Source organism: Crassaminicella thermophila, from assembly GCF_008152325.1.
GTDB classification, from domain to species: domain Bacteria; phylum Bacillota; class Clostridia; order Peptostreptococcales; family Thermotaleaceae; genus Crassaminicella_A; species Crassaminicella_A thermophila.
The window spans coordinates 161,703-183,688 of the sequence record NZ_CP042243.1; the positions used below are offsets into that span (position 1 = coordinate 161,703).

Annotated in this window: 19 protein-coding genes, 1 pseudogene and 1 CRISPR repeat array; of the genes and pseudogenes, 16 read left to right on the plus strand and 4 right to left on the minus strand. The window is 29.0% G+C overall.

The window, feature by feature from the left end; all coding sequences use genetic code 11:
* Nucleotides 1–28: 28 nt before the first annotated feature.
* The 16 genes and pseudogenes from FQB35_RS00720 to FQB35_RS00795 all read left to right on the plus strand — a co-directional run bounded on the left by FQB35_RS00720 (nucleotide 29) and on the right by FQB35_RS00795 (nucleotide 19,502).
* On the plus strand, nucleotides 29–643 hold the full coding sequence (locus FQB35_RS00720) for a TerD family protein (protein ID WP_148808085.1): 615 nt from the start codon (nucleotides 29–31) through the stop codon (nucleotides 641–643).
* 34 nt (nucleotides 644–677) lie between these two features.
* The gene (locus FQB35_RS00725) at nucleotides 678–1,259 is read left to right on the plus strand and encodes a TerD family protein (protein WP_148808086.1); all 582 of its coding nucleotides are present in this window, start codon (nucleotides 678–680) and stop codon (nucleotides 1,257–1,259) included.
* 157 nt (nucleotides 1,260–1,416) lie between these two features.
* Complete coding sequence (locus tag FQB35_RS00730; protein ID WP_148808087.1) at nucleotides 1,417–2,607, plus strand: HpcH/HpaI aldolase/citrate lyase family protein; 1,191 nt, start codon at nucleotides 1,417–1,419, stop codon at nucleotides 2,605–2,607.
* Nucleotides 2,558–5,041, plus strand: a complete 2,484-nt coding sequence (locus FQB35_RS16525; RefSeq protein ID WP_148808088.1) for a phosphoribosyltransferase — start codon at nucleotides 2,558–2,560, stop codon at nucleotides 5,039–5,041. Before FQB35_RS00730 ends, FQB35_RS16525 begins: the two co-directional genes overlap by 50 nt.
* A 3-nt stretch (nucleotides 5,042–5,044) precedes the next feature.
* The gene (locus FQB35_RS00740; RefSeq protein ID WP_148808089.1) at nucleotides 5,045–5,848 is read left to right on the plus strand and encodes an HAD family hydrolase; all 804 of its coding nucleotides are present in this window, start codon (nucleotides 5,045–5,047) and stop codon (nucleotides 5,846–5,848) included.
* Between the two features lie 291 nt (nucleotides 5,849–6,139).
* Entirely contained in the window at nucleotides 6,140–8,134 is a 1,995-nt protein-coding gene (locus tag FQB35_RS00745) for a methyl-accepting chemotaxis protein (RefSeq protein ID WP_148808090.1), read from the plus strand.
* A 204-nt stretch (nucleotides 8,135–8,338) separates the two neighbouring features.
* Nucleotides 8,339–9,289 (plus strand): helix-turn-helix transcriptional regulator, encoded by a 951-nt coding sequence (locus FQB35_RS00750; protein WP_148808091.1) that lies wholly within the window; start codon nucleotides 8,339–8,341, stop codon nucleotides 9,287–9,289.
* A 63-nt stretch (nucleotides 9,290–9,352) separates the two neighbouring features.
* Nucleotides 9,353–10,087, plus strand: coding sequence for a CRISPR-associated endoribonuclease Cas6 (gene cas6, locus FQB35_RS00755; RefSeq protein WP_148808092.1), 735 nt, complete (start codon nucleotides 9,353–9,355; stop codon nucleotides 10,085–10,087).
* 3 nt (nucleotides 10,088–10,090) lie between these two features.
* Nucleotides 10,091–11,791, plus strand: coding sequence for a type I-B CRISPR-associated protein Cas8b1/Cst1 (gene cas8a1 / locus FQB35_RS00760; RefSeq protein ID WP_148808093.1), 1,701 nt, complete (start codon nucleotides 10,091–10,093; stop codon nucleotides 11,789–11,791).
* Nucleotides 11,784–12,686 (plus strand): type I-B CRISPR-associated protein Cas7/Cst2/DevR, encoded by a 903-nt coding sequence (gene cas7i / locus FQB35_RS00765; protein ID WP_148808094.1) that lies wholly within the window; start codon nucleotides 11,784–11,786, stop codon nucleotides 12,684–12,686. Before cas8a1 ends, cas7i begins: the two co-directional genes overlap by 8 nt.
* 8 nt (nucleotides 12,687–12,694) lie before the next feature.
* A complete protein-coding gene (gene cas5b, locus FQB35_RS00770; protein WP_148808095.1) occupies nucleotides 12,695–13,453 on the plus strand; it encodes a type I-B CRISPR-associated protein Cas5b in 759 nt (252 codons plus the stop codon).
* Nucleotides 13,454–13,502: 49 nt separating this feature from the next.
* Nucleotides 13,503–15,797 (plus strand): CRISPR-associated helicase Cas3', encoded by a 2,295-nt coding sequence (gene cas3, locus FQB35_RS00775; RefSeq protein ID WP_148808096.1) that lies wholly within the window; start codon nucleotides 13,503–13,505, stop codon nucleotides 15,795–15,797.
* A 16-nt stretch (nucleotides 15,798–15,813) separates the two neighbouring features.
* On the plus strand, nucleotides 15,814–16,335 hold the full coding sequence (cas4, locus tag FQB35_RS00780) for a CRISPR-associated protein Cas4 (protein WP_148808097.1): 522 nt from the start codon (nucleotides 15,814–15,816) through the stop codon (nucleotides 16,333–16,335).
* Nucleotides 16,335–17,308, plus strand: a pseudogene (gene cas1b, locus FQB35_RS00785) (type I-B CRISPR-associated endonuclease Cas1b). The gene cas4 and the pseudogene cas1b overlap by 1 nt, the downstream one beginning before the upstream one ends.
* 2 nt (nucleotides 17,309–17,310) lie before the next feature.
* A complete protein-coding gene (gene cas2 / locus FQB35_RS00790) occupies nucleotides 17,311–17,577 on the plus strand; it encodes a CRISPR-associated endonuclease Cas2 (protein ID WP_148808098.1) in 267 nt (88 codons plus the stop codon).
* A gap of 184 nt (nucleotides 17,578–17,761) precedes the next feature.
* Nucleotides 17,762–18,888: direct repeats of the CRISPR family, unit length 28 nt; unit sequence ATTTATCTTAACTATGTGGTATGTAAAT.
* 68 nt (nucleotides 18,889–18,956) lie between these two features.
* Nucleotides 18,957–19,502 (plus strand): DUF2284 domain-containing protein, encoded by a 546-nt coding sequence (locus FQB35_RS00795; protein ID WP_148808099.1) that lies wholly within the window; start codon nucleotides 18,957–18,959, stop codon nucleotides 19,500–19,502.
* Nucleotides 19,503–19,522: 20 nt separating this feature from the next.
* Here the strand turns inward: FQB35_RS00795 and aroF are convergent, their stop codons facing one another.
* Genes aroF through folP form a run of 4 tightly spaced genes read right to left on the minus strand, consistent with a single transcriptional unit; the run spans nucleotide 19,523 to nucleotide 21,986 of the window.
* A complete protein-coding gene (gene aroF, locus FQB35_RS00800; protein WP_148808100.1) occupies nucleotides 19,523–20,299 on the minus strand; it encodes a 3-deoxy-7-phosphoheptulonate synthase in 777 nt (258 codons plus the stop codon).
* Nucleotides 20,292–20,774, minus strand: a complete 483-nt coding sequence (folK, locus tag FQB35_RS00805; protein WP_148808101.1) for a 2-amino-4-hydroxy-6-hydroxymethyldihydropteridine diphosphokinase — start codon at nucleotides 20,772–20,774, stop codon at nucleotides 20,292–20,294. The genes aroF and folK overlap by 8 nt, the downstream gene beginning before the upstream one ends.
* Nucleotides 20,767–21,132 (minus strand): dihydroneopterin aldolase, encoded by a 366-nt coding sequence (gene folB / locus FQB35_RS00810; protein WP_148808102.1) that lies wholly within the window; start codon nucleotides 21,130–21,132, stop codon nucleotides 20,767–20,769. The genes folK and folB overlap by 8 nt, the downstream gene beginning before the upstream one ends.
* Complete coding sequence (gene folP / locus FQB35_RS00815; RefSeq protein WP_148808103.1) at nucleotides 21,120–21,986, minus strand: dihydropteroate synthase; 867 nt, start codon at nucleotides 21,984–21,986, stop codon at nucleotides 21,120–21,122. Before folP ends, folB begins: the two co-directional genes overlap by 13 nt.

Consider the following 21,986-nt stretch of genomic DNA (forward strand, 5'->3'; position numbering starts at 1 on the left):
GAACTTTGTTATTGAGGGAGGAAAAATCATGGCAATCAATTTACAAAAGGGGCAAAGGATTGATTTAACAAAGGGAAATGCTGGACTATCGAGAATTATGGTTGGACTTGGATGGGATCCTGTTGAGAAAAGTAGTGGAGGAGGTTTCCTATCAAGCTTCTTTGGTGGAGGCAGCAATAATGCAGATATTGACTGTGATGCATCAGTGCTTATGTTAGATGGTAATGGAAAATTAGCTAAAAAACAAGATCTTATCTATTTTGGGAATTTAAGAAGTGCTTGTGGTAGTGTTGTGCATACAGGAGACAATCTTACAGGCGAGGGAGAAGGAGATGACGAGCAAATTATTGTAGAGCTTGGGCTTGTTCCTTCAAATATTCACAAGTTAGTATTTGTGGTAAATATTTATGACTGTATAAGACGCAAGCAGGATTTTGGATTGATCCAAAATGCATATATTCGTATTGTAAATAGTGCAAATATGCAAGAGTTGATTCGATACAATTTATCAGACAATTATGCAGGCAAAACAACTTTGATTGTAGGAGAGATTTATCGTTATAATGGAGAATGGAAGTTTGCTGCTATTGGTGAAGGAACTCAAGATGCTTCACTGAGCGAGATCGTAAAAAAATATACATAAATAATATAAGGAAATAGCAGAGGGGGAAGTATATATGGCTATTAACTTAACTAAAGGACAAAGAATTGATTTAACAAAAACTAACCCAAATCTTAAAAAAATTATTGTAGGACTTGGTTGGGATACAAATAAATATGCAGGTGGATATGATTTTGACTTAGATGCTTCAGCATTTTTAGCTGGAGAAGATGGAAAAGTAAAATATGACCAAGACTTTGTTTTCTATAACAACCTAGAAGGTGGAAATGGTTCAGTTATTCATACAGGAGACAATAGAACAGGTGAAGGAGATGGGGATGATGAGCAAATAAAAATCGAATTTGACAAAGTCCCATCTCACGTACATACAATTGGTATTGCGGTTACAATTCATGATGCAGTACAAAGAAACCAAAACTTTGGACAAGTATCTAATGCATATGTTCGTGTTATAAACGAAGAAACAAACGAAGAAATACTTCGTTATGACTTAGGAGAAGAATTCTCTGTTGAAACAGCCCTTGTTGTTTGTGAGATTTATCGCCACAATGGAGAATGGAAATTTAAAGCAATTGGTAGCGGATTCCAGGGAGGACTGGCTGCGCTTTGTAGAAATTATGGACTTCAAGTAGACTAGGAAAAATAAACCCAAAGCGTTTATAAAGCGTTTTGGGTTTATTTTTATTTTGTAAATACTTTTTTAAAATTTTTATTTTGTTTTATAAGTTTTCTTGATAAAATTTTAATAAGCATAAATTGGAATGAATCTTTCAAAAAGATAAAGGAGATATACGATGAGGTATTTTAATTATTTAACTCCTGAAGAAATAGAATCTATTTTTTATTCTCCTCCCCAGAACTTTAGTAGAGATAGCTCAAAGGATTTGCTTGCTTATACATTGGGTGCAACTTTATATATGCCTGCTACAAAGGAAAATATTGCAGAAGATATTATAACTAAGAAGAATGCAGGAATAATGTCTATGGTTATCTGTTTAGAAGATGCTATTGGAGATTACGCAATTATAGAGGCAGAAAAATATGTATGTAGGCATTTTAACAAATTATCTTTGGCAATAAAAAATGGGGAGATAGATGATCAAAATATTCCCCTTATTTTTTTAAGAGTAAGGAATAAAGAGCAGATGTTAAGCATGGCTGACCAAATAGGAGAAGATATAAAATTACTAACAGGATTTGTGTTTCCAAAGTTCTCTTATGAAAATGGAGCAGGTTTTTTCGAAGCCTTAAAGAAGATAAATACTATATTAGGAAAAAAGCTATATGGTATGCCTATTTTTGAAACAGCGGATATAATCTATAAGGAAACAAGAATGCAGTCATTAGGTAAAATAAGGAATGTATTAGATGACTATAATGAATTGGTACTCAATATACGAGTGGGAGCAACGGATTTTTCTAGTCTGTTTGGAATTAGGCGAGGTTATGATATGACTATTTATAATATAGCTGTTATTCGGGATTGCATTGCAGATATATTAAATTGTTTTGCAAGAGAAGGTAGTCAGTATGTTATATCAGCTCCAGTTTGGGAATATTTTTCAAGTGGGGATAGAGTATTAAAGCCTCAATTACGCAGGAGTCCATTTGAAGATATTTATGGTTCAGAAGGAATTGAAATTAGGAAGGAGCTTTTAGATGCTTATTTAGATGGTCTTATTCAAGAAGTACTTTTAGATAAAGCAAATGGATTTATTGGAAAGACTATTATTCATCCAAGCCACATCACACCTGTACAGTCTCTATATGTAGTAAGCCATGAAGAATATATGGATGCATCTAGTATTATAGAAAATAACGATGGCAGTATTGGTGTTATGAAAAGCCAGTATAAAAATAAAATGAATGAAATAAAACCACATTTAAATTGGGCAAAAAAAATTATGATAAAATCAAAAATATATGGGGTGTATCATGAAAGACAAAACTTTACCAGTTTACTTACCAAAAAAGTATACGTATAATATATTAAAAGATTTATGTGTAACAGTAAATATTACAAAAAATCATTACAATATTCCAATAGAAAGCTTGTTTTTAATGGCTGCAAGAAAAAATAAAAAAAGAGGATTTTTATTTGTAAGTAAATTACTTGGAAAACATATTCCTGTTTTTCCTCATGCTTCACTTTTAACTGGAGTGGCTTTAGCAAGAGAATATATGAAAGAGGTTTATGGAGAAAATACTTTTCTTACAAAAGATATAATAGATGGGTTGATTAATCAAGAAGATAGCAAATACATTTATGAAAGAATTAAAGAACAATATATAGAGTTGCCAGAACAAACTATATTTATTGGCTTTGCAGAAACAGCTACTGCATTAGGGCATTCTGTGTATGATGCTTTTTCTAAAAATGCAACATATATACATACTACGAGGGAAAATATAATAAACCTTGATTCCGTTATTAATTTTGAAGAAGAACATTCTCATGCAACGACGCATAGACTTTACCTGCTAGATAAAGAGTTATTATCATCGAAAGCTCCTGTTGTATTGGTAGATGATGAGATTACGACAGGAAAAACAGCAATCAATATTATAAAAGCAATTCATAAAGCTTATCCAAGAAAGGAATATGCTATTGTATCTATACTTGATTGGCGTACTGATGAGGATAAAAAAAGATATGAAGAATTAGAAAAAAGTTTAGGAATAAAAGTGCACACTGTTTCACTTATTTCAGGTTCTATTGAAGTAGAAGGAAAACCGATTACAGATATAGAAGCTAATGATAAAAAAACAGTAAAAAATAATATAAATCCAGTAATAAATATTTATAAATTACAAGAAAAAGAAGTATTTTTTAAAAGTATATTATTTTCTTCTAAAAATACATTAGGACAGATAAATGCAAGCCCTTATTTGAAAGAAACAGCTAGATTTGGGATTACAAGCAAAGATCGTGATTATATAGATAGAGAATGTAAAAGAATAGGAAATATTTTAGCTAATATGAGAAAAGGAAAAAATACGCTCTGTCTTGGAACCGGAGAGTTTATGTATATACCTATGAAAATTGCTGCATATATGGGAGAAGGAGTAAAATATCATTCTTCTACTCGAAGTCCTATTCATCCATATGATAAAGCTTTGTATGGAGTAAAAAATGCATTTTCGTTTGAGAGCTTTGATGATCCTTCTGTAATGAATTATCTTTACAATATTCCTTATGGATATTATGATGATCTTTTTTTATTTTTAGAAAGAGAAGTAGAAAAAGAGAGATTAAATCCTTTAATAAAAGTGCTTAATCAGTTAGGAATTTATAATATAACTATTATTATATGTTCACATTATAACATTTCTAATCCTTCAATAATGGGAAGCTATGACAAAGAAGATGTGACTTTTCTTTTAAAGGATATTAGCAATGTAATGGAAGAGAGAGGAACGAAAGAGCGTGAAGAAGCAATACAAAAGGGAGTACACTATTCAGAAATGCTTCCTATAGAATATAAGCCTTCTTCAGAATATATAGATTTATTCTATACATCATTAAAGGAATCGGCAAAAAAATTAGCAACAGCAGTAGGTGTTGTAGCTGAAAAGATACTAAGGAATAGAGGATATGACATTGTTATTGCATCACTAGCTAGAGCAGGTACGCCTATAGGTATATTGATCAAGCGCTATATAGCTTATAAATACAATATTAATGTTTTTCATTATAGTATTTCTATAATAAGAGGAAAAGGAATAGATGAAAACGCTATAAAATATATTCTAAAAAATCATCCAAACAAGGAAATTCAATTTGTAGATGGTTGGACAGGAAAAGGAGCTATTACAAAAGTACTTCATAAAGCTTGTAAAGATTTTCAAGAAAAATACGGTATTTATTTAAATGATGATTTGGCAGTACTTGCAGATCCAGGCTGTTGTGTATCTACTTTTGGCACAAGAGAGGATTTTTTAATTGCTAGTGCATGTTTAAATGCTACAGTTTCAGGGTTAGTTAGCCGAACAGTACATCGAAAAGATTTGATAGGGCCTAATGATTTTCATGGTGCAAAATATTATAAAGAATTAGAAGAAGAAGATGTATCAAAATTTTTTATAGATACAATTACAAATGAATTTCAAAATGTAGAAGAAGACATAAATAAACAAGTTAAAATATCTTCTGATCCTACATGGGCAGGACTGAAGGATATTGAAAAAATTCAAAAGGAATTTAAAATAGAAGATATAAACTTGATAAAACCTGGTATTGGAGAAACTACAAGAGTGTTACTTAGAAGAGTTCCATGGAAGATTCTTGTAAAGAAGAAAGAAAATCCAAACTTAAAACACATTTTGCTTTTAGCAAAAGAAAAATGTGTTCCTGTTGAAATATATTCAAGTATGACTTATGAATGTTGTGGATTAATAAAACCTTTAAAGGGGAAATAGATAATGATATTTGCAAGCGACTTAGATCGAACGTTGATATATTCAAAAAAATTTGTTTCAAATGATGAAGGGATAAAATTAATAGAAACAAAGGGAAAAGAAGAAATATCCTTTATGACTAAAAAAGCAATAAAAAGACTTAAAAAGCTTTCTGAAGAAATATTATTTATACCTGTTACAACCCGTACTATAGAACAATATAGAAGAATCTCTCTCTTTCAAGAAGAGATTCGCCCAAAGTATGCAATTGTCAGCAATGGTGGAAATATACTCATTAATGGGGAAATAGATTATGAGTGGAACAATATTATACAGAAAAAAATAAAAGAAGAATGTATATCTTTTAAAGAGGTAGAATCAAAGTTTGAAGAGATTGAATCAAATCAATGGGTAATCAATAGAAAAGTTGCGGATAATTTGTTTAGTTATTGCATAATACATCCAGAGTATGTACCGGAAGTATTATATTCTTTTATAGATTGGATGGAAGATAATAATTGGAAAGTATCTTTACAAGGAAGAAAACTATACTTTGTTCCCTGTTGTGTATGCAAATGGGAGGCTACTCAATATATAAAGATGCGTGAAAATATAGATTTTGTAGCTTCAGCAGGAGATTCACTTTTAGATTTACCAATGTTAAAGATGGCTGACTATGCAGTAGTGCCTCCCCATGGAGAAATATATAAAAAATATGAGCGAACCTATGAAACAATACAAAATATAACATTTACAGAAAAAGAAGGGATTTTTGCAGCAGAAGAAATATTAGAAAAAATATATGGATTAATAAAACAACCAGTATAAATATACAGGAAAATAAATGAAAAAACAAAAAAGTATAAACTGCTTTTTTGTTTTTTTTCTGAAAATTATAGTTGCTTTTACAATTGTTAGCATTTAAAATGGTAAATAGACAGAAAAGATTTTGGAAAATATAGATAAAAATGCAAAAAATTAATTTTTAACAAGGAATTTATAAAATTTTGTTGAATGTATATAAGTGCTTTATGCGTTTAGGATAACGTTTAACCTGTATAATGAAACCGGTTTACATGATTAGAGGCTATTGTATGCAAAAAAAGGAGATGAAGTAAAATGGAGAAAAAAACCAAAAATCGAAAAGGGATACGTTTTAGATTAACAGTAATATTTACTCTACTTATTGCTTTATCATTATTTACATTAGGGGCAACTTCTTTTTTCAAATCAGTAAATGTAACGGAAAGTAAATTAAAGGATTCATCTCTTCAATTAGTTAAGGAGCTTAATGTATCAATTACAAACTATTTAGATGGTATTGAAAAATTTGTTTGTGTGCTAGCAAATTCACAGGTTAAGAAAATTCGTTCAAATCCAGAAGCAATCGATGAAATAATGAATGAGTTTGAAACTTTTAAAAATTCCCATAAGGATATAAAGTACATATATATAGGAACAAAAGACAAAAAGATATATCCTAAGCCTAGTAAGAGTTATGATCCTACCCAAAGACCTTGGTACAAGAAGGCTATTCAAGCAAAAAAATTGATATGGACTAAGCCGTATAAAGACATAAGCACTGGAGAATATGTGATTTCAGCAGCTATTCCTGTTTATGATAAAAATAATGAGCTCATAGGTGTATTAGCAGCAGATATAGCTTTAAAAACCTTAGAAGAGATGATTGATGGAACGAAAATAGGAAAAAAAGGATATCCATTTGTGCTAGATGAAAATGGAAAGGTTATCTTTCATAAAAATAAGGAACTAATAGGAAAGGTATTACCTGTTGAAAAAATTATTAAATCAATAGAAACAAAGAAAGAAGATATTGTTAATTATAAATGGGAAGAAGATGGAGAGGTTTATGAAAAGTTTGTTGTATATAGTACTTTGGAAAAACTAAACTGGAAAGTAATGGGCAATATGTATGTAAATGAAATAGAGGAAGAAACTTCAGGAATTTTAAAAAATACTTTAACTGTAGGAGCCGTATCTTTACTTATTGTTGTTTTAATTACATATTTATTTGCTACATCCTTAACCAATCCGATTAAGGAGCTTGTTTATGATATGGAAAGGGTGAAAGAAGGAGATCTTTCTGTAAGATGTAATGTAAAAAATAAAGATGAAATAGGCCAACTTAGTGAAAATTTTAATATTATGGTAGAAGAATTAGGAAAGCTTGTAGGAAAAATGAAAGATGTATCGATAGAAGTTACTTCATCTGCACAAAATTTAGCAGCTACTACGGAAGTAAGCAGTGCATCAGCTGAAGAGGTAGCAGCAGCAGTTGAAGCAATAGCCAAAGGAGCAGCAGATCAGGCAGTTGATGCAGAAAAGGGAGCAAACCTTACTTTGAAGTTATCAAGCAAATTTGACCAATTAGAGGGAGACTTTGATCACATAAGAAAGTCTGCTGAAGATGTGATGGCAACTAGTGAAGCAAGTGTTGATGTTGTAAATGAATTAAAAGAAAAGACAGAATTAAACAATGAAGGAACAGAAAAAATTGAAGAAGCAATTATTGACTTAGATCATCGCATACAAGATATAGGAAATATATTAGAAACAATTGATGCTATTGCCGATCAAACAAACTTGTTAGCGCTTAATGCTTCTATTGAGGCAGCAAGAGCAGGAGAAGCAGGAAGAGGATTTACAGTAGTTGCAGAACAGATCAGAAAACTTTCTGAAGAATCGAGAATTTCATCTGATGAAATAAAACAAATTATTACAAATGTACAAAAAGAAAGTGAACATACGGTAGAGATAATGAAAGAATTAAAAGAAAGATCCCTTGGTCAATCTGAATCTGTTGAAAAAGTACATGGATCTTTTGAACAAATTGAAACAGCAGTACACAGTATCACAGAAAAGATTGAATCTATTAGTAAATTTGTCAACCAAATTAATAATGAGAAGGAGTTAATAGTTAAAGCAATAGAAAATATTTCTGCTGTATCCGAAGAGACAGCCTCTTCATCAGAAGAAGTAAATGCTTCAATGCAGCAGCAGGCAATGATAGTAGAAGAAATTGCAACAGCAGCAGATAAGCTAGATGATTTAGCAGTAAAACTTAATAGTGAGATTAGTAGATTTAAAGTATAAAAATGTATGAAAACGAGATAAGGCTTAGGCTTTGTCTCGTTTTTTGCTTCTTTTAAAATATATAAAAGTTGGAAATGAATAAAGGAGAAAAAGGAATATGTGGAGAATATAGGAAATTGATTTTACTAATCTATATATAGTTGCTATTTGCATTATATACATATTTCATGAATGAAAAAAGCGTAAGGGGTGTATATAAATCAAATGAGTAAAGTAGGGAATGAACTGAAGATGTTGATGATCCTTCAAAGTAGAGGAAAGATGAAAGCAAAAGACTTAGCAAGAGAAATAGAAGTCAGCGAAAGAGAAATAAGAAGGTATAAAGATGATCTAATACAGGCAGGTATATATATCGAATCAGATGCAGGGAAATATGGAGGATACTCTATTGGAAATGATAGTTATCTTTTATGTCTAAATTTTACGGATCAAGAATATATGGCATTGCTTATGATAAATGAAGAACTTAAAAAATCAAATCATTTGGTATTAAAGGATTACAATACAGCTATAGATAAGATAAATATAGTACACAAAAAGAAAATGCATAATTTATCTAACAGTTATAACTATATGCTTAAAGGAGCTATAGCCAATATAAATTTTCAAAAGGAAAGAAAAAAACTTATCGATATCCATGCAGCTATACTTACAAAGAATAAAGTAAATATAAAATATACTTCTTTAACTTCAGGACAAACAGAAAGAGTTGTATGGCCATATGCTACATTTCAGTATAAAGGAGATATGTATTTTACAGGATATTGTGAAAGAAGAAAAGCAACTATATATTTTAAATTATGTAGAGTAAATAAATATAGTGTTTTAGAAGAAAAGTTTGAAATGGACAAGCCATTTGATTTAGAAGAATATATGAAAAACTGCTTTGGGATTTTTAAAGATCAAGCAATACAAGTAAAATTAAAAATTCATTATCCAATGTCACAAATAGTAAAAGAAAAAATTTGGGTTGAAAATCAAAAGATTATTGAAAATGAAGAAGATAAATCCATAATATTTGAAGCAATGATGGAAGGATTAGAGGAAATAAAAAGTTGGATATTAAGTATGGGAGGAAGTGTAGAGGTTATTGAGCCAAAGATGTTAATAGAAGAAATAAAAAAAGAAATAGAAAAGATGAAAAGTATTTATTAAAAATTTTATTACTACCAATATATGTCCATGTTTGAAATTATAATAAAAAATGGAGGTGAGATTGTGCGATTAAAATGTGAGTATAAAACTAAAGAGATACCAGTTGGATACAATATGTTATTAGTAAGTCTGATCAAAGAAGCATTAAAAAAATCTGATGAAAATTATTTCAATAAATTATATAAATACGATGAAAATATAGCAAATAAACGGAGTAAAAATTTTACTTTTGCAGCTTATATTAAAAATTATGAGAGAGCAGAAGAAATATTCAAAGTAAATGATCGAGTAATACTTAATATAAGTTCTCCAGATTTAGAATTTATGATTAATTTGTATAATGGATTATTGAAATTATCTAAATTTCAATATAAAACATTTGAATTATACAAGTTAAAAATTGATTTAATCAAAGAAAAGAAACTAGCAACTAATGAAGTGATTTTCAAAACTCTATCACCTATATGCATAAAAAATAAAAACAATTATTTTATGAAAATAGAAGATGATAAATATATTGATGAACTGAATTACATAGCAAATTTAGTACTTAAAAACTATAGAGGTGAAGGATTAAGAGAGAATCTAATGTTTATGCCATTAGACATGAAGAAGGTAGTAGTAAAAGAAGAAATAAGAGGTTTTAAAAGTAAAACAAATAGGAAATATCTATATGTAAATTCCTATAGTGGAACTTTTAAAATGAAAGGGAATGTAAAAGATTTGGAAGATTTGTATGCCTTAGGGGTTGGATTTAAGAGGAATCAGGGGTTTGGAATGATTGAAGTTATAGGGTAGGGGGTGAAGACGATTAATAAAATTAGATTAGAACTTGCGGATTGGTTATATAATGCTGGAATTGTAGGAGTTGCAAACATACTAGATGCTAATGATGTTGCATATAAAAGAGGAATCAATTATATAGAATTTGAAGAAACAGCATTAGAAAATTTCGAGGAGAAGTATTTTAAGTATTTTATTGATAAATACAAGAAATTTACTTCATGGTATAACATAGTGAAATATGAGGATGTAATATTGAATTTTAAAGAAGAAAATGTAGACGAAGAATATTTAGAAAATATAAATAAGCAAATAGATTATGTCAAAGAAAAGCTAAAAAGCGCTAGTTATAAAAGTGCATATGTAATTATTCAAAATAAAGAAAAGGATTTATTAAAAGAAGAAAAGCAACTGAACAAAATAAAGAAAAATAAAAAACAAAAAGTTGAGGATGTATTACCTAATATTAAAGAGCAATTAAATAGAATGCAACAAATTATTGAGTATTTGAAAACAGATGAGGTTGCAAAGATTATACTTGCTAAAAATATTATTTATGATATAATAGCAAAATTTTGGTCAGATGTTAGTTTTTTAAATAAAAATAATAATAAAAAAAATATGTATGAAGAATACAGGATATATTTTGTTGATGGGACATTACAATATATAGAAAAGATAATAGAGAAAGCTAAGTATAAGTGTTTTGTGTGTGATAGGAAAATATCCAAGTTATCAAAGCCAGTATCGTACGATTTAACATGGATTAATAAAATGGGTGTAGATATGTCTAGAAAAACTTCTCATTTTTGGGACTTAAGTGGAGATACTTTTATATGCCCAATATGTAATTTTGTATATTCTTGTATTCCAGCAGGATTTACAGTAATTAAAGGGCAGGGATTATTTATTAATCAGAATTCAAGTATAAATAATTTGATTGCAGTTAATAAACATGCATTAGAACGTAATACTACGTTTGAAGAGTTAGAAGATGCAAGTTATTTTAGTATAGTTGAAAATATTAATCAGAATAAGGTTGAGCAATTGGATAAAGAAATTGAGAATATACAGATCATTAAATTGGATTCTACTAATGTAGTTAGACCCTATACTTTTAATATTTTATCTAAAGACAAGTTAAAGGTAATGAATGGAAATAAAAAGATGTTACAATCAATGATTAAAGTCAAAGTTAAAGTAGGTACTAAAGAGTATTTAAACTTATACAAAGAAGTGGTTACAAGATTATATGAAGGTAAGAATCAATTTGATTTAATTAATCAACTATTTCATCTTAGATTAGATAAAAAATTTAATAAGCTACATTTTATTGATATGATTATAAAAATCAACAACAATTTTATAGGAGGGAGAGAGAAGAAAAAAATGGTACATCATAAAGTTATTAATGATTGTAAAGGATTTGGACTAGATTTGAGAATATCTTATGTTAACAAAAAAGCAGAAAATAAGTTAAATGGGATTAGCTATAGATTATTAAATGCCTTAAAGACAAAAAATACATCAAAATTTATGGATACTTTATTAAATGCATATATGTATCTAAATAAGCAAGTTCCAACTATCTTTATTGAGGGTTTAAAAGATACTGATAAATTTCAGACACTTGGATATGCTTTCTTATTAGGATTACAGGGAGAAGAAATGAAAGAAAATAAAAAAGATGATATTAAGGAGGATATGATAAATGGATAAAAAAGGGTTAACTGCAAGTTTTATTTTTGAAGCTGAGAGTGGAAACTATGGGGAAGGTATAGGAAATGTAACATCATTGAAGAAAGTATCAAGAGGAACGGGAGAGAGTTATACGTATATATCAAGACAGGCATTGAGGTTTAATATTATTGAGCAAATGGGCGAAAACAATACACCTCTTGATGTAGATGGGAGTGTAATCCAATTTGCACCTGATGCAACTATAAAAGATTATGCAGAAATTGACTTGTTTGGTTATATGAAAACAAAAAAGCCAACTAAGACTCGTGCAGCTGTGGTAAGGTTATCTAATGCAGTTTCATTAGAAAGTTTTAATGCAGATCTTGATTTTTTAACCAACAAAGGACTATTCGATCGATATAATGCTCAAGGAAATGAAATAAAAGATGGAGGAAATATAGCACAAAGTGAAATTCACAAATCTTATTATGCATATACAATTACTATTGATTTAGATAAAGTAGGGATAGATGAAAATTATCAAGATGAAAGTGGAAATCCTTTAGAAATAAAGTCAGAAGAAAAGGCGAAAAGAGTGAGAAGTTTACTAGATACAATTAAATTTTTATATAGGGATATAAAGGGAAGAAGAGAGAATCTATCACCAATATTTGCAATAGGAGGAGTATATGACATTAAAAACCCTTTCTTTGAAAACAAGTTAAAGGTCAAAAATAATAAGTTAGTCATTGATGCAATCAAAGATGTGTATGGATTAGATAAAGCTATTAAAGAATCAACTCATGTTGGATTAATAAAAGGTATATTTAGTAATGATGTTAAAATAATTGAAGAATTAAATGCAAAAGGAATGGGAGAATTTTTCAATAGTTTAAAAGGTGAAGTTGAAAAGTATTATTCAGAAAATGAGTAGGTGAGCAGATGAAGGCAATAAGATTAAGAATATATCAAAATTTAGTTAATTATAGAAAACCTACAAGTTTTCAATTGAAAGAAACATATCCTCTTCCACCATATTCAACAGTAAGTGGTATGATTCATTTTGTTTGTGGTTTTGAAGAATATAAAGAAATGGATATTAGTGTTCAAGGTAAATATTATTCAAAAGTAAATGATTTATATACTAGATATGAATTTGCTGGGACTTCATATGAAAACGGTAGACATAATATAAAAATCAAATCTAGAGAAATCAACAAAAAAACAGGAGAAGAAATAGATAAATATTATGGAATTATAAGAGGGGTAGCAACTTGTGAACTTCTAGTAGATGTAGAACTTTTAATACATATAAAACCAAAAGATGAGGAATTAGTTGAAGTTATTTATGAAACCCTAAAAAACCCAAAAGAATATCTATCTCTTGGAAGAAGGGAAGATATTGCAAGAATTGATGAGGTGAAAATTGTAAATGTAGATGAAGTAGAAATAGAGGAAGATACAACATTAGAATATGATGCATATATTCCAATTAAAATGTTTGGAATAGATGACTTTAACTCTAATGCAACTGTATACAATTTAAATAAGAAATATGAAAAAGTTGAAGTAAAAAAAGGCACATTTATAAGACAATGGGAAAAAGTAAAAGTAATACATGGTGTAATGAATAGAAATGAGCTTGCACAAGAGGCTGTTGTATATAAAGATGAAGATGAAAATTTAGTTTTTTTTGCTTAAAGATAGGTAAATTCCTATCTTTAAGTTTTCAATGAGGAAGGTGAAATATATGAAGAATCCTTTTTTAGCAAAAACAGAAAATAAGGAAACTATCATTGAACACACAGAAAAACTGTTAGAAAGAATGGAAGCATTAAAACATATTTATTCGAATATTAAAAACTTAGATTGGAATATATTAGAGTTAGCTTGTTTATATCATGATTTAGGAAAAATGAATACAAAATTTCAAAATAAATTAATAAGAAAATTAAGAAGGGTTAAGGAATATACGGATGAATTTCCTGAGGATTTACAAGATGAATTTACGAATATGGAAGAGATTCCTCATGGTTATTTAAGTCCTGCATTTTTACCCAAAGATGAGTTAAAGAAAAAATTTAGTGATGATGAGCTGAGAATACTATATCAAAGTATATATTTTCATCATTCAAGAAAAAAATTAGAGAATCATAATGAACTAAAGAGAATAGTAAATGAAGATTTAAATAAATATATTCAGGATTTTAAGTTTGATAGAATTAAAAGTATAGAAAAATTAAATGAATCATTTATTAGATATATAAAAAGAAGAATACCAGACCAATATGATACCCCTGAAACTATTCGTCAATACATTATGACAAAAGGGCTTTTAAACAAAATAGATTATGCAGCTAGTGGTGGAATCCCTATTGAAGTTAAGAATGAGAATTTATTCGAGAAAACAAATACATATTTAAGTAGTGGAGGATTTAAACCTAATGAATTGCAAGAATATATGATAGAAAATCAAGATAAAAATAATGTAATTATTGCTTCTACAGGAATTGGAAAAACAGAAGCATCTTTGTTTTGGATTGGTAATAATAAAGGATTTTTTACACTTCCTTTAAAAGTATCTATAAATGCAATATATGATAGAGTAGTTGATAAAATAAAATTTGGTAAAGAAAATACTGGATTATTGCACTCAGAGACTTCATCAGAATACTTAAAGAGAAATAATAATGAGCTAGATATTGAGTATTATGATCAGACAAAACAGCTATCGTTACCGTTAACAATCTGCACATTAGATCAATTAGTAGATTTTATATTTAAATACGAAGGATATGAATTGAAGCTTGCTACTCTTAGTTATTCAAAATTGATTATAGATGAAATACAGATGTATTCACCAGAATTAGTAGCGTTTTTAATAGTAGCATTAAAGTATATTACTGAATTAGGTGGTAAATTTAGTATTGTAACAGCTACATTACCTCCAATTTTTTTAGATTTTATGAAAGAGCAAAATATTGTATTTAATCAGCCATTACCTTTTTATAAAAAGATTGATGGAAAAGTACAATTACGACATAAATTAAAAGTGTTTGAGGAAGATATAAATACGGATCATATAAAGAAAAATTATAAAAATAAAAAAGTATTAATTATTGTAAATACAGTAAAAAAGGCTCAAGAAATTTATAAAAAGCTAAAGTTAGATTTAGATAATGAAACAGAAATAAAGCTTTTCCATAGTAGATTTATTAAAAAGGATAGAAGTAAAAAAGAAAATATGATTTTAGATATGGGAAAATTGGAAATTAAAAGAACTGGTATATGGATTACAACACAAGTTGTTGAAGCAAGTTTGGATATAGATTTTGATGTATTATATACAGAACTTTCGGATATAGCAGGATTATTGCAAAGAATGGGTAGAGTGTATAGAAACAGAGATTTAAAAGAGGGACTTGTGAATATATATGTCTATGTAGGAAAGGATAAATTTCCTTCAGGAATAGGTAGTGGAGATCAATCAATCATAGATAAAGATATTTTTGAGCTGTCAAAACAAGCAATATTAACATATGTAGGAGATGAGATGAATGGAAAAGAAATAGATGAAAAAGTAAAAATGGAATTGGTAAAACAAGTTTATTCAAAAGAAAGACTTGTAGAGAGTAACTATTACAAAAAAATAAAGGAAACTATTAAGCATGTGATGGATATTAAAGCTTATGAGTTTATGAAAAAAGAAGTTAATTTAAGAAACATTGAAAATCAAATAGTAATACCTAAGAATATTTATGAAGAAAATAAGGAGTTTATACAAAATAACCTGCATACTATTCAAGAAACATCAGATTACAATAAAAAATTAATAGCCAAGAATGAAATTAAAGAATTTACAATGAGTATACCAAAGTACCAATATGATGAAGCAAAAAGAAACGGTTATATACAAGGAGATTTTATAGAATTAGATAAATATAATAAAATACCTATTATCTCATATCCATATAGTTTTGAAAAAGGGTTGACTAGGCCACAAAAAAAGTTAGATGAATTTGATGAAGATTTACAATTTATTTAAAAGTTAAGGTGATACAATGAACTTTGAATTCGAAAAATTTAAAACACAAGGGGTAAAGGTTAACTACTATTATGTATGCAAACGAAAACTATGGTTATTTTCAAAAGGAATAACCATGGAAGATAATAGTGATCGTGTTTTGAGTGGAAAGCTTGTACATGAAAACTCCTATCCAAGACAGAAGAATAAAGAAATACTGATAGATAATATTTTTAAAATTGATATCTTTGATAAAGAATATGTAAGAGAAGTAAAAATTAGCAGTAAAATGTCTTTATCAGACAAGATGCAGCTTATGTATTATCTATATTACCTGAACCAACTGGGGATACAGAAAAAGGGAGTTATCAACTATGTAAAAGAAAAGAAGCAAGAGATTATAGAATTAACAGAAGATATGAAAAAAGAAATTGAAAAAGTACTTGTAGATATAAAAGATATTATAGAAAATAAAACTCCTCTTAAAGCAATTAACCTACCTTATTGTAAAAAGTGTGCTTACTATGAGTTTTGTTATGTAAAGGAGGAGGAAGAATAATGGGAAGAGATTATTATATTTTTAGCAATGGGAGATTAAAAAGAAAAGATAATACTTTATATTTTATTGATAGTGGGGAAGTGAAAAGATCACTGCCCGTTGAACAAATAGATAGATTACATTTATATGGTGAAATTGATTTAAATTCGAAACTTTTGAATTACCTAGCAAAATATGGATTATTGTTAAACTTCTATAACTATTATGGATATTATTCAGGAACCTATTATCCAAGAACTAAAAAAGTATCGGGATTTTTAATTGTAAAGCAAGCAGAGCACTACAGTGATCATACAAAAAGAATGTATTTGGCAAAATGTTTTGTAGATAGTGCAGCTCATCATATATTAAGAAATTTGAGAAGATATAAGGAGAGTTTATTAATGCGATAGAAAACGAAAGAAAAAACATAAATCCAGCACAAAGAATAGATGAATTAATGGGCGTGGAAGGAAGAATTAGAAATATATATTACCAAGCATTCAATAATATTTTGAGAGATGATTTTAAGATAGAGAGAAGAGAAAAAAGACCTCCTACTGATCCGATAAATGCGCTAATTTCTTTTGGAAATAGTCTTATGTATACAACGGTTATAGGGGAAATTTATCAAACCCAATTAGATCCTACAATCAGCTATTTGCATGAACCATCTACAAAAAGATTTTCTCTAAGCTTAGATATATCAGAAATTTTTAAGCCTTTGATTATTGATTCTATTATATTTAATATGATTAATAATAGAATGATAAAATTAGAGGATTTTGATATTCAAGAAGGAATATGTTTTCTAAATGAACAAGGTAAGAAAAAATTTATCAAAGAATATGAAAGAAAATTAGCTACTACAATAAAACATAGGAAGTTAAATAGAAAGGTTTCTTATAAAGGTTTGATTAAACTGGAATGTTATAAAATGATAAAGTATTTTATAGAAGATGAAATATATTTTCCTTTAAGGGCATGGTGGTAGACATGTTTGTTATTGTAACTTATGATATAGTAGAACCAAGGGTAATTAATAAAGTAAGAAAGATTCTTAAAAAATATCTTATATGGACACAAAATTCTGTTTTTGAAGGAAAGATTACACAAGGAAAATTGCATCAATGTCTTTCAGAAATAGGAAAAGTAGTTGACAAAAGTGAAGATTCCATATATGTATATAGAGTAGGAAATCACAGAAATGTGACTAAAGATGTTATTGGGCAAGAAAAAAGTTTTGACGAGTTATTTTTGTAATTGCAGTGAACCTATTTTTAAATCAATCTTATCTCAGGTATTGATAATACTTGTCTAGAAGTATATTGAAAAACAATATCATTTGCACGACTGAAGGTTTACTGCAAGAAGGTATATTTACAAGATTTCAATACTTGCTTTAATTATAGTAAAAGCAAGGGATATAAGCATGCATTAAAAGTGGATTTATCTTAACTATGTGGTATGTAAATATAGGTTCGGTAAAAATTTTAAATGCAAATGAAAGATTTATCTTAACTATGTGGTATGTAAATTTAAAAAACTCAATGATTTCATCAAGGCTCTCTGACTCATTTATCTTAACTATGTGGTATGTAAATTTAAGCTTGGTAAAGGAGCTAGTATTCTCTTATCAGTATTTATCTTAACTATGTGGTATGTAAATTAAACTTTAAATTTTTCAGCAAAACTGTTCCTACCTATTTATCTTAACTATGTGGTATGTAAATAATAGCTCCCTCAATTCTTTAAGTGTCAATTTATCCATTTATCTTAACTATGTGGTATGTAAATTTTTATCAGCTACTTTTGTAACTGCTTCATTAGCAGATTTATCTTAACTATGTGGTATGTAAATGGTAATTATGAAGTTATTTTAAAACCTGTGAGTACTATTTATCTTAACTATGTGGTATGTAAATTTAAGGAAAATATACAAGATTTAAAAACTGCAAATGATTTATCTTAACTATGTGGTATGTAAATAAAAAATCACCAAGCAGACTATCATCTGTACCGCTGATTTATCTTAACTATGTGGTATGTAAATATTTTAGGTTCAAATTCAATTGTAAATGGAAAATATATTTATCTTAACTATGTGGTATGTAAATTGAAATATAAACGCTATACCTACAAGAAATCCGAATATTTATCTTAACTATGTGGTATGTAAATACTTTTCGAAATGAAAAATTGATTCAACTATTGCATGGGATTTATCTTAACTATGTGGTATGTAAATAGACAAACATTTCTTAGAGAAGCAGCATCCATCCCCGATTTATCTTAACTATGTGGTATGTAAATAATAGAAAATATCTAATCCTATACCACTAAAAATAAGATTTATCTTAACTATGTGGTATGTAAATGCATAGAGCTTAAGCGTATCTTCTAAATTCATGTTAGATTTATCTTAACTATGTGGTATGTAAATTGTGATAGTGTTGAACAATTAAATCATACTTTCTTGATTTATCTTAACTATGTGGTATGTAAATTATTTTCCAGCTTCATATTGACCTAGTTTAACTCTTTCGATTTATCTTAACTATGTGGGAGTTTAAATATAGAACTACCAATGCTATACTATTATTATGATGTAGGATCATCTAAAAAACTAGAAAGGAAATAAAATGGATAAAATAAAAGTTTTAAAAAATTATATAAACACAAAAAATATTGATTTTATGCAGGAAATATCCCCTAAAGAATTGCTTGTATCACAAAAGGTAAGAGATGCTTGTATCAAAAATAAATGTGGTCAGTATAATAATAATTTTATGTGTCCACCTTATGTAGGGGAGATAGAAGATTTTTTAAAAAAATTGGAGGGATATACAAAAGGTTTTCTTATATTTGTAAAGGACAAGATAGATGACCCATCAGATTTAAACCAGTTTTATAAATCTGCTACAATCCTTCATGAGATTATGTTAGATATTGAAAAGAAAGGAAAAGAACTAGGATTTCATAAAGCATTTGCCTTGATAGGAGGGAATTGTAGACTATGTGATGTATGTAATGCTAAATTAGGAAAAGATAACTGCATAAATCCAAAAATGGCAAGACCTTCTTTAGAAGCAGTTGGTATTGATGTGATTCATACTTGTAGTCAAAAGGGGATTACTATAGAATTTAGAAAAGACGAAGTTATTTGGGTTGGACTTTTGTTAGTATAAAAGGGACAGTATATCTGTCCCTAGTTTATTTCTTCAAAAAGTTCTTTATATTGTTCTATCGTTAAAGATTGATGTCCATCACTCAAAGCTTTTTCTGGATTTGGATGGACTTCGATCATAAGGCCATCAGCACCACAGGCTAGGGCTGCTTTAGACATTGGCTTTATCAGCTCTCGAATGCCTGTTCCATGGCTTGGATCTACTATGACAGGAAGGCCTGTTTCATTTTTCATTATTGGAACTACACTTAAATCTAAGGTATTTCTCGTATAGGTTTCAAAGGTTCGTATACCTCTTTCACAGAGTATTATATTGGTATTTCCATAGGCTGCAATATATTCTGCTGCCATCATCCATTCTCTTACAGTAGCACTCATACCTCTTTTTAAGAGAATAGGCTTGTCTATATTTCCTAAAGTTTTTAGGAGAGAATAATTGTACATGTTTCTAGAACCGATTTGGATAATATCAGCATATTCAAGGACTATATCCAAATTTTTTTCATCCATAAGCTCTGTGATGATAGGGATTTCTGCTTGATTTCCTGCTTCTTTTAAATATTTTAAACCTTCTATTTCAAGTCCTTGAAAATCATAAGGACTCGTTCTTGGTTTGAATACGCCTCCACGTAAAATATGAACCCCTATTTTCTTTAATGCAAGGGCTGTTTCTAAAATTTGTTCTCTTGATTCTACAGAACATGGTCCAGCAATAAATATAGGGGGATTGTTTCCACCTATTTTTAGATTTCCAACAGAAACTACTATTTCTTTTCCTGTTAATATTTGTTTATTCATTTTTAATCTTCCTAACTTCTTCTCCTTTAAGATTTTTGATAATATCTTCAATTTTTTTATTATTGATCACAAGATCTTTTGCAATTTCATAAAGGGGGACCATAACAAATGCTCGTTCACACATTCTAGGATGAGGCACAGTTAATTTTTCATCATCAGAAGTAAAACCTTCATATAAAAGTATATCTACATCTATAGTTCTTGGACCCCATCGGATTAGTCTTTCTCTTTTTAGTTTTTGCTCAATATCATTACAATATGCTAACAATGCATAAGGATCTAGAGATGTATTAATCTCAACTACAATGTTTAAAAACCAATCTTGATCTGTATATCCTACAGGAGCTGTTTCATAGTAGGAGGATATAGCGGACACATGGATTTGAGGATGATTTTTTAGGAGTTTAATTGTATTTTGAATATTTTCTTTTTTATTTCCCATATTGCCGCCTATACCAAGATATGCTCTACTCATTTTGCTTTCTCCTTATCTCTACACCAAAATAATCAAATATGCCCTTCACAGGGGCTTCAGGTTTTCGGATGGTGATATGGATTTCTTTTACTAATGAAAATTGTTCCAAAATTTCCTTTGCAATGTTTTCAGCTAAAGCTTCTATGAGATTGAATTTTTTGTTTTCTACAATATTTTTTACAACTTCATAGGCTTCTCCATAGTGAACTGTGTGGGCAACGCAATCAGTATTTCCTGCTTTTTTTAGATCTAAATACAGATCTATATCAACAAAGAATTTTTGACCAATTATATTTTCTTCGGGCATGGCTCCATGATAACCATAGAAGCTTAAGTTTTTCATTATTATTTTATCCATGGTTTTGTTCCTCTTACGATGGCATCTGCTACCATAATAGCTCTTAGGTTTTCTGTGATGTCATGAACTCTTAAAATATCCATGCCCTGCATAATGCCGATTACAGATGTAGCAATGGTTCCTTCAATCCTTTCATTTGGAGGCAAATCAAGGATTTTTCCGATCATAGATTTTCTTGATGTACCTAAAAGAATAGGAAAGCCCATATCATTGAATTCATCAAGTCTTGACATAACATGGATGTTTTGTTCTGGTGTTTTTCCAAAGCCAATACCTGGGTCTAGTATGATGTTTTCTTTCTTAATACCACTAGATAATGCAATTTCAATAGATTTTTTTAGGAATTCTTTTATGCTTTGAATAATATCTTTTTTATATTCTGTTGTATTTTGATTGTGCATAATACAAACAGGAACATTATATTTTGCAACAACCTTTGCCATATTCATATCTTTCTGAAGTCCCCACACGTCATTGATCATATGAGCACCTGCATTTAAGACTGCTTCAGCAACTGCTGCCTTTGATGTGTCTACAGAGATTGGAACATTTAATTCTTTTACGAGTCTTTCTACTACTGGTAATACTCTTTTTATTTCTTCTTCAACAGAAATTTCTTGATGTCCTGGTCTTGTAGATTCTCCACCTATGTCTATGATATCTGCTCCTTGTGCAGCCATTTCCTTTGCATGAAGAATCGCTTTATCTAAATGGATAAATTTTCCTCCGTCTGAAAATGAATCAGGTGTTACATTTAAAATTCCCATGATATAAGTTTTACTTCCTAGGTTTAATGTATATTCACCGCATTTTATGGTTACTTTTCGTGAAAAATCATATTTTGTATTTTTCAT

Coding starts and splice junctions, on each gene's coding strand:
- FQB35_RS00745 (WP_148808090.1), top strand. CDS start 6,140: ATGGAGAAAAAAACCAAAAATCGAAAAGGGATACGTTTTAGATTAACA.
- FQB35_RS16525 (WP_148808088.1), top strand. CDS start 2,558: ATGAAAGACAAAACTTTACCAGTTTACTTACCAAAAAAGTATACGTAT.
- FQB35_RS00795 (WP_148808099.1), top strand. CDS start 18,957: ATGGATAAAATAAAAGTTTTAAAAAATTATATAAACACAAAAAATATT.
- folP (WP_148808103.1), bottom strand. CDS start 21,986: ATGAAAAATACAAAATATGATTTTTCACGAAAAGTAACCATAAAATGC.
- aroF (WP_148808100.1), bottom strand. CDS start 20,299: ATGAATAAACAAATATTAACAGGAAAAGAAATAGTAGTTTCTGTTGGA.
- cas4 (WP_148808097.1), top strand. CDS start 15,814: ATGAACTTTGAATTCGAAAAATTTAAAACACAAGGGGTAAAGGTTAAC.
- FQB35_RS00750 (WP_148808091.1), top strand. CDS start 8,339: ATGAGTAAAGTAGGGAATGAACTGAAGATGTTGATGATCCTTCAAAGT.
- cas5b (WP_148808095.1), top strand. CDS start 12,695: ATGAAGGCAATAAGATTAAGAATATATCAAAATTTAGTTAATTATAGA.
- folB (WP_148808102.1), bottom strand. CDS start 21,132: ATGGATAAAATAATAATGAAAAACTTAAGCTTCTATGGTTATCATGGA.
- FQB35_RS00720 (WP_148808085.1), top strand. CDS start 29: ATGGCAATCAATTTACAAAAGGGGCAAAGGATTGATTTAACAAAGGGA.
- FQB35_RS00725 (WP_148808086.1), top strand. CDS start 678: ATGGCTATTAACTTAACTAAAGGACAAAGAATTGATTTAACAAAAACT.
- FQB35_RS00730 (WP_148808087.1), top strand. CDS start 1,417: ATGAGGTATTTTAATTATTTAACTCCTGAAGAAATAGAATCTATTTTT.
- FQB35_RS00740 (WP_148808089.1), top strand. CDS start 5,045: ATGATATTTGCAAGCGACTTAGATCGAACGTTGATATATTCAAAAAAA.
- folK (WP_148808101.1), bottom strand. CDS start 20,774: ATGAGTAGAGCATATCTTGGTATAGGCGGCAATATGGGAAATAAAAAA.
- cas7i (WP_148808094.1), top strand. CDS start 11,784: ATGGATAAAAAAGGGTTAACTGCAAGTTTTATTTTTGAAGCTGAGAGT.
- cas3 (WP_148808096.1), top strand. CDS start 13,503: ATGAAGAATCCTTTTTTAGCAAAAACAGAAAATAAGGAAACTATCATT.
- cas2 (WP_148808098.1), top strand. CDS start 17,311: ATGTTTGTTATTGTAACTTATGATATAGTAGAACCAAGGGTAATTAAT.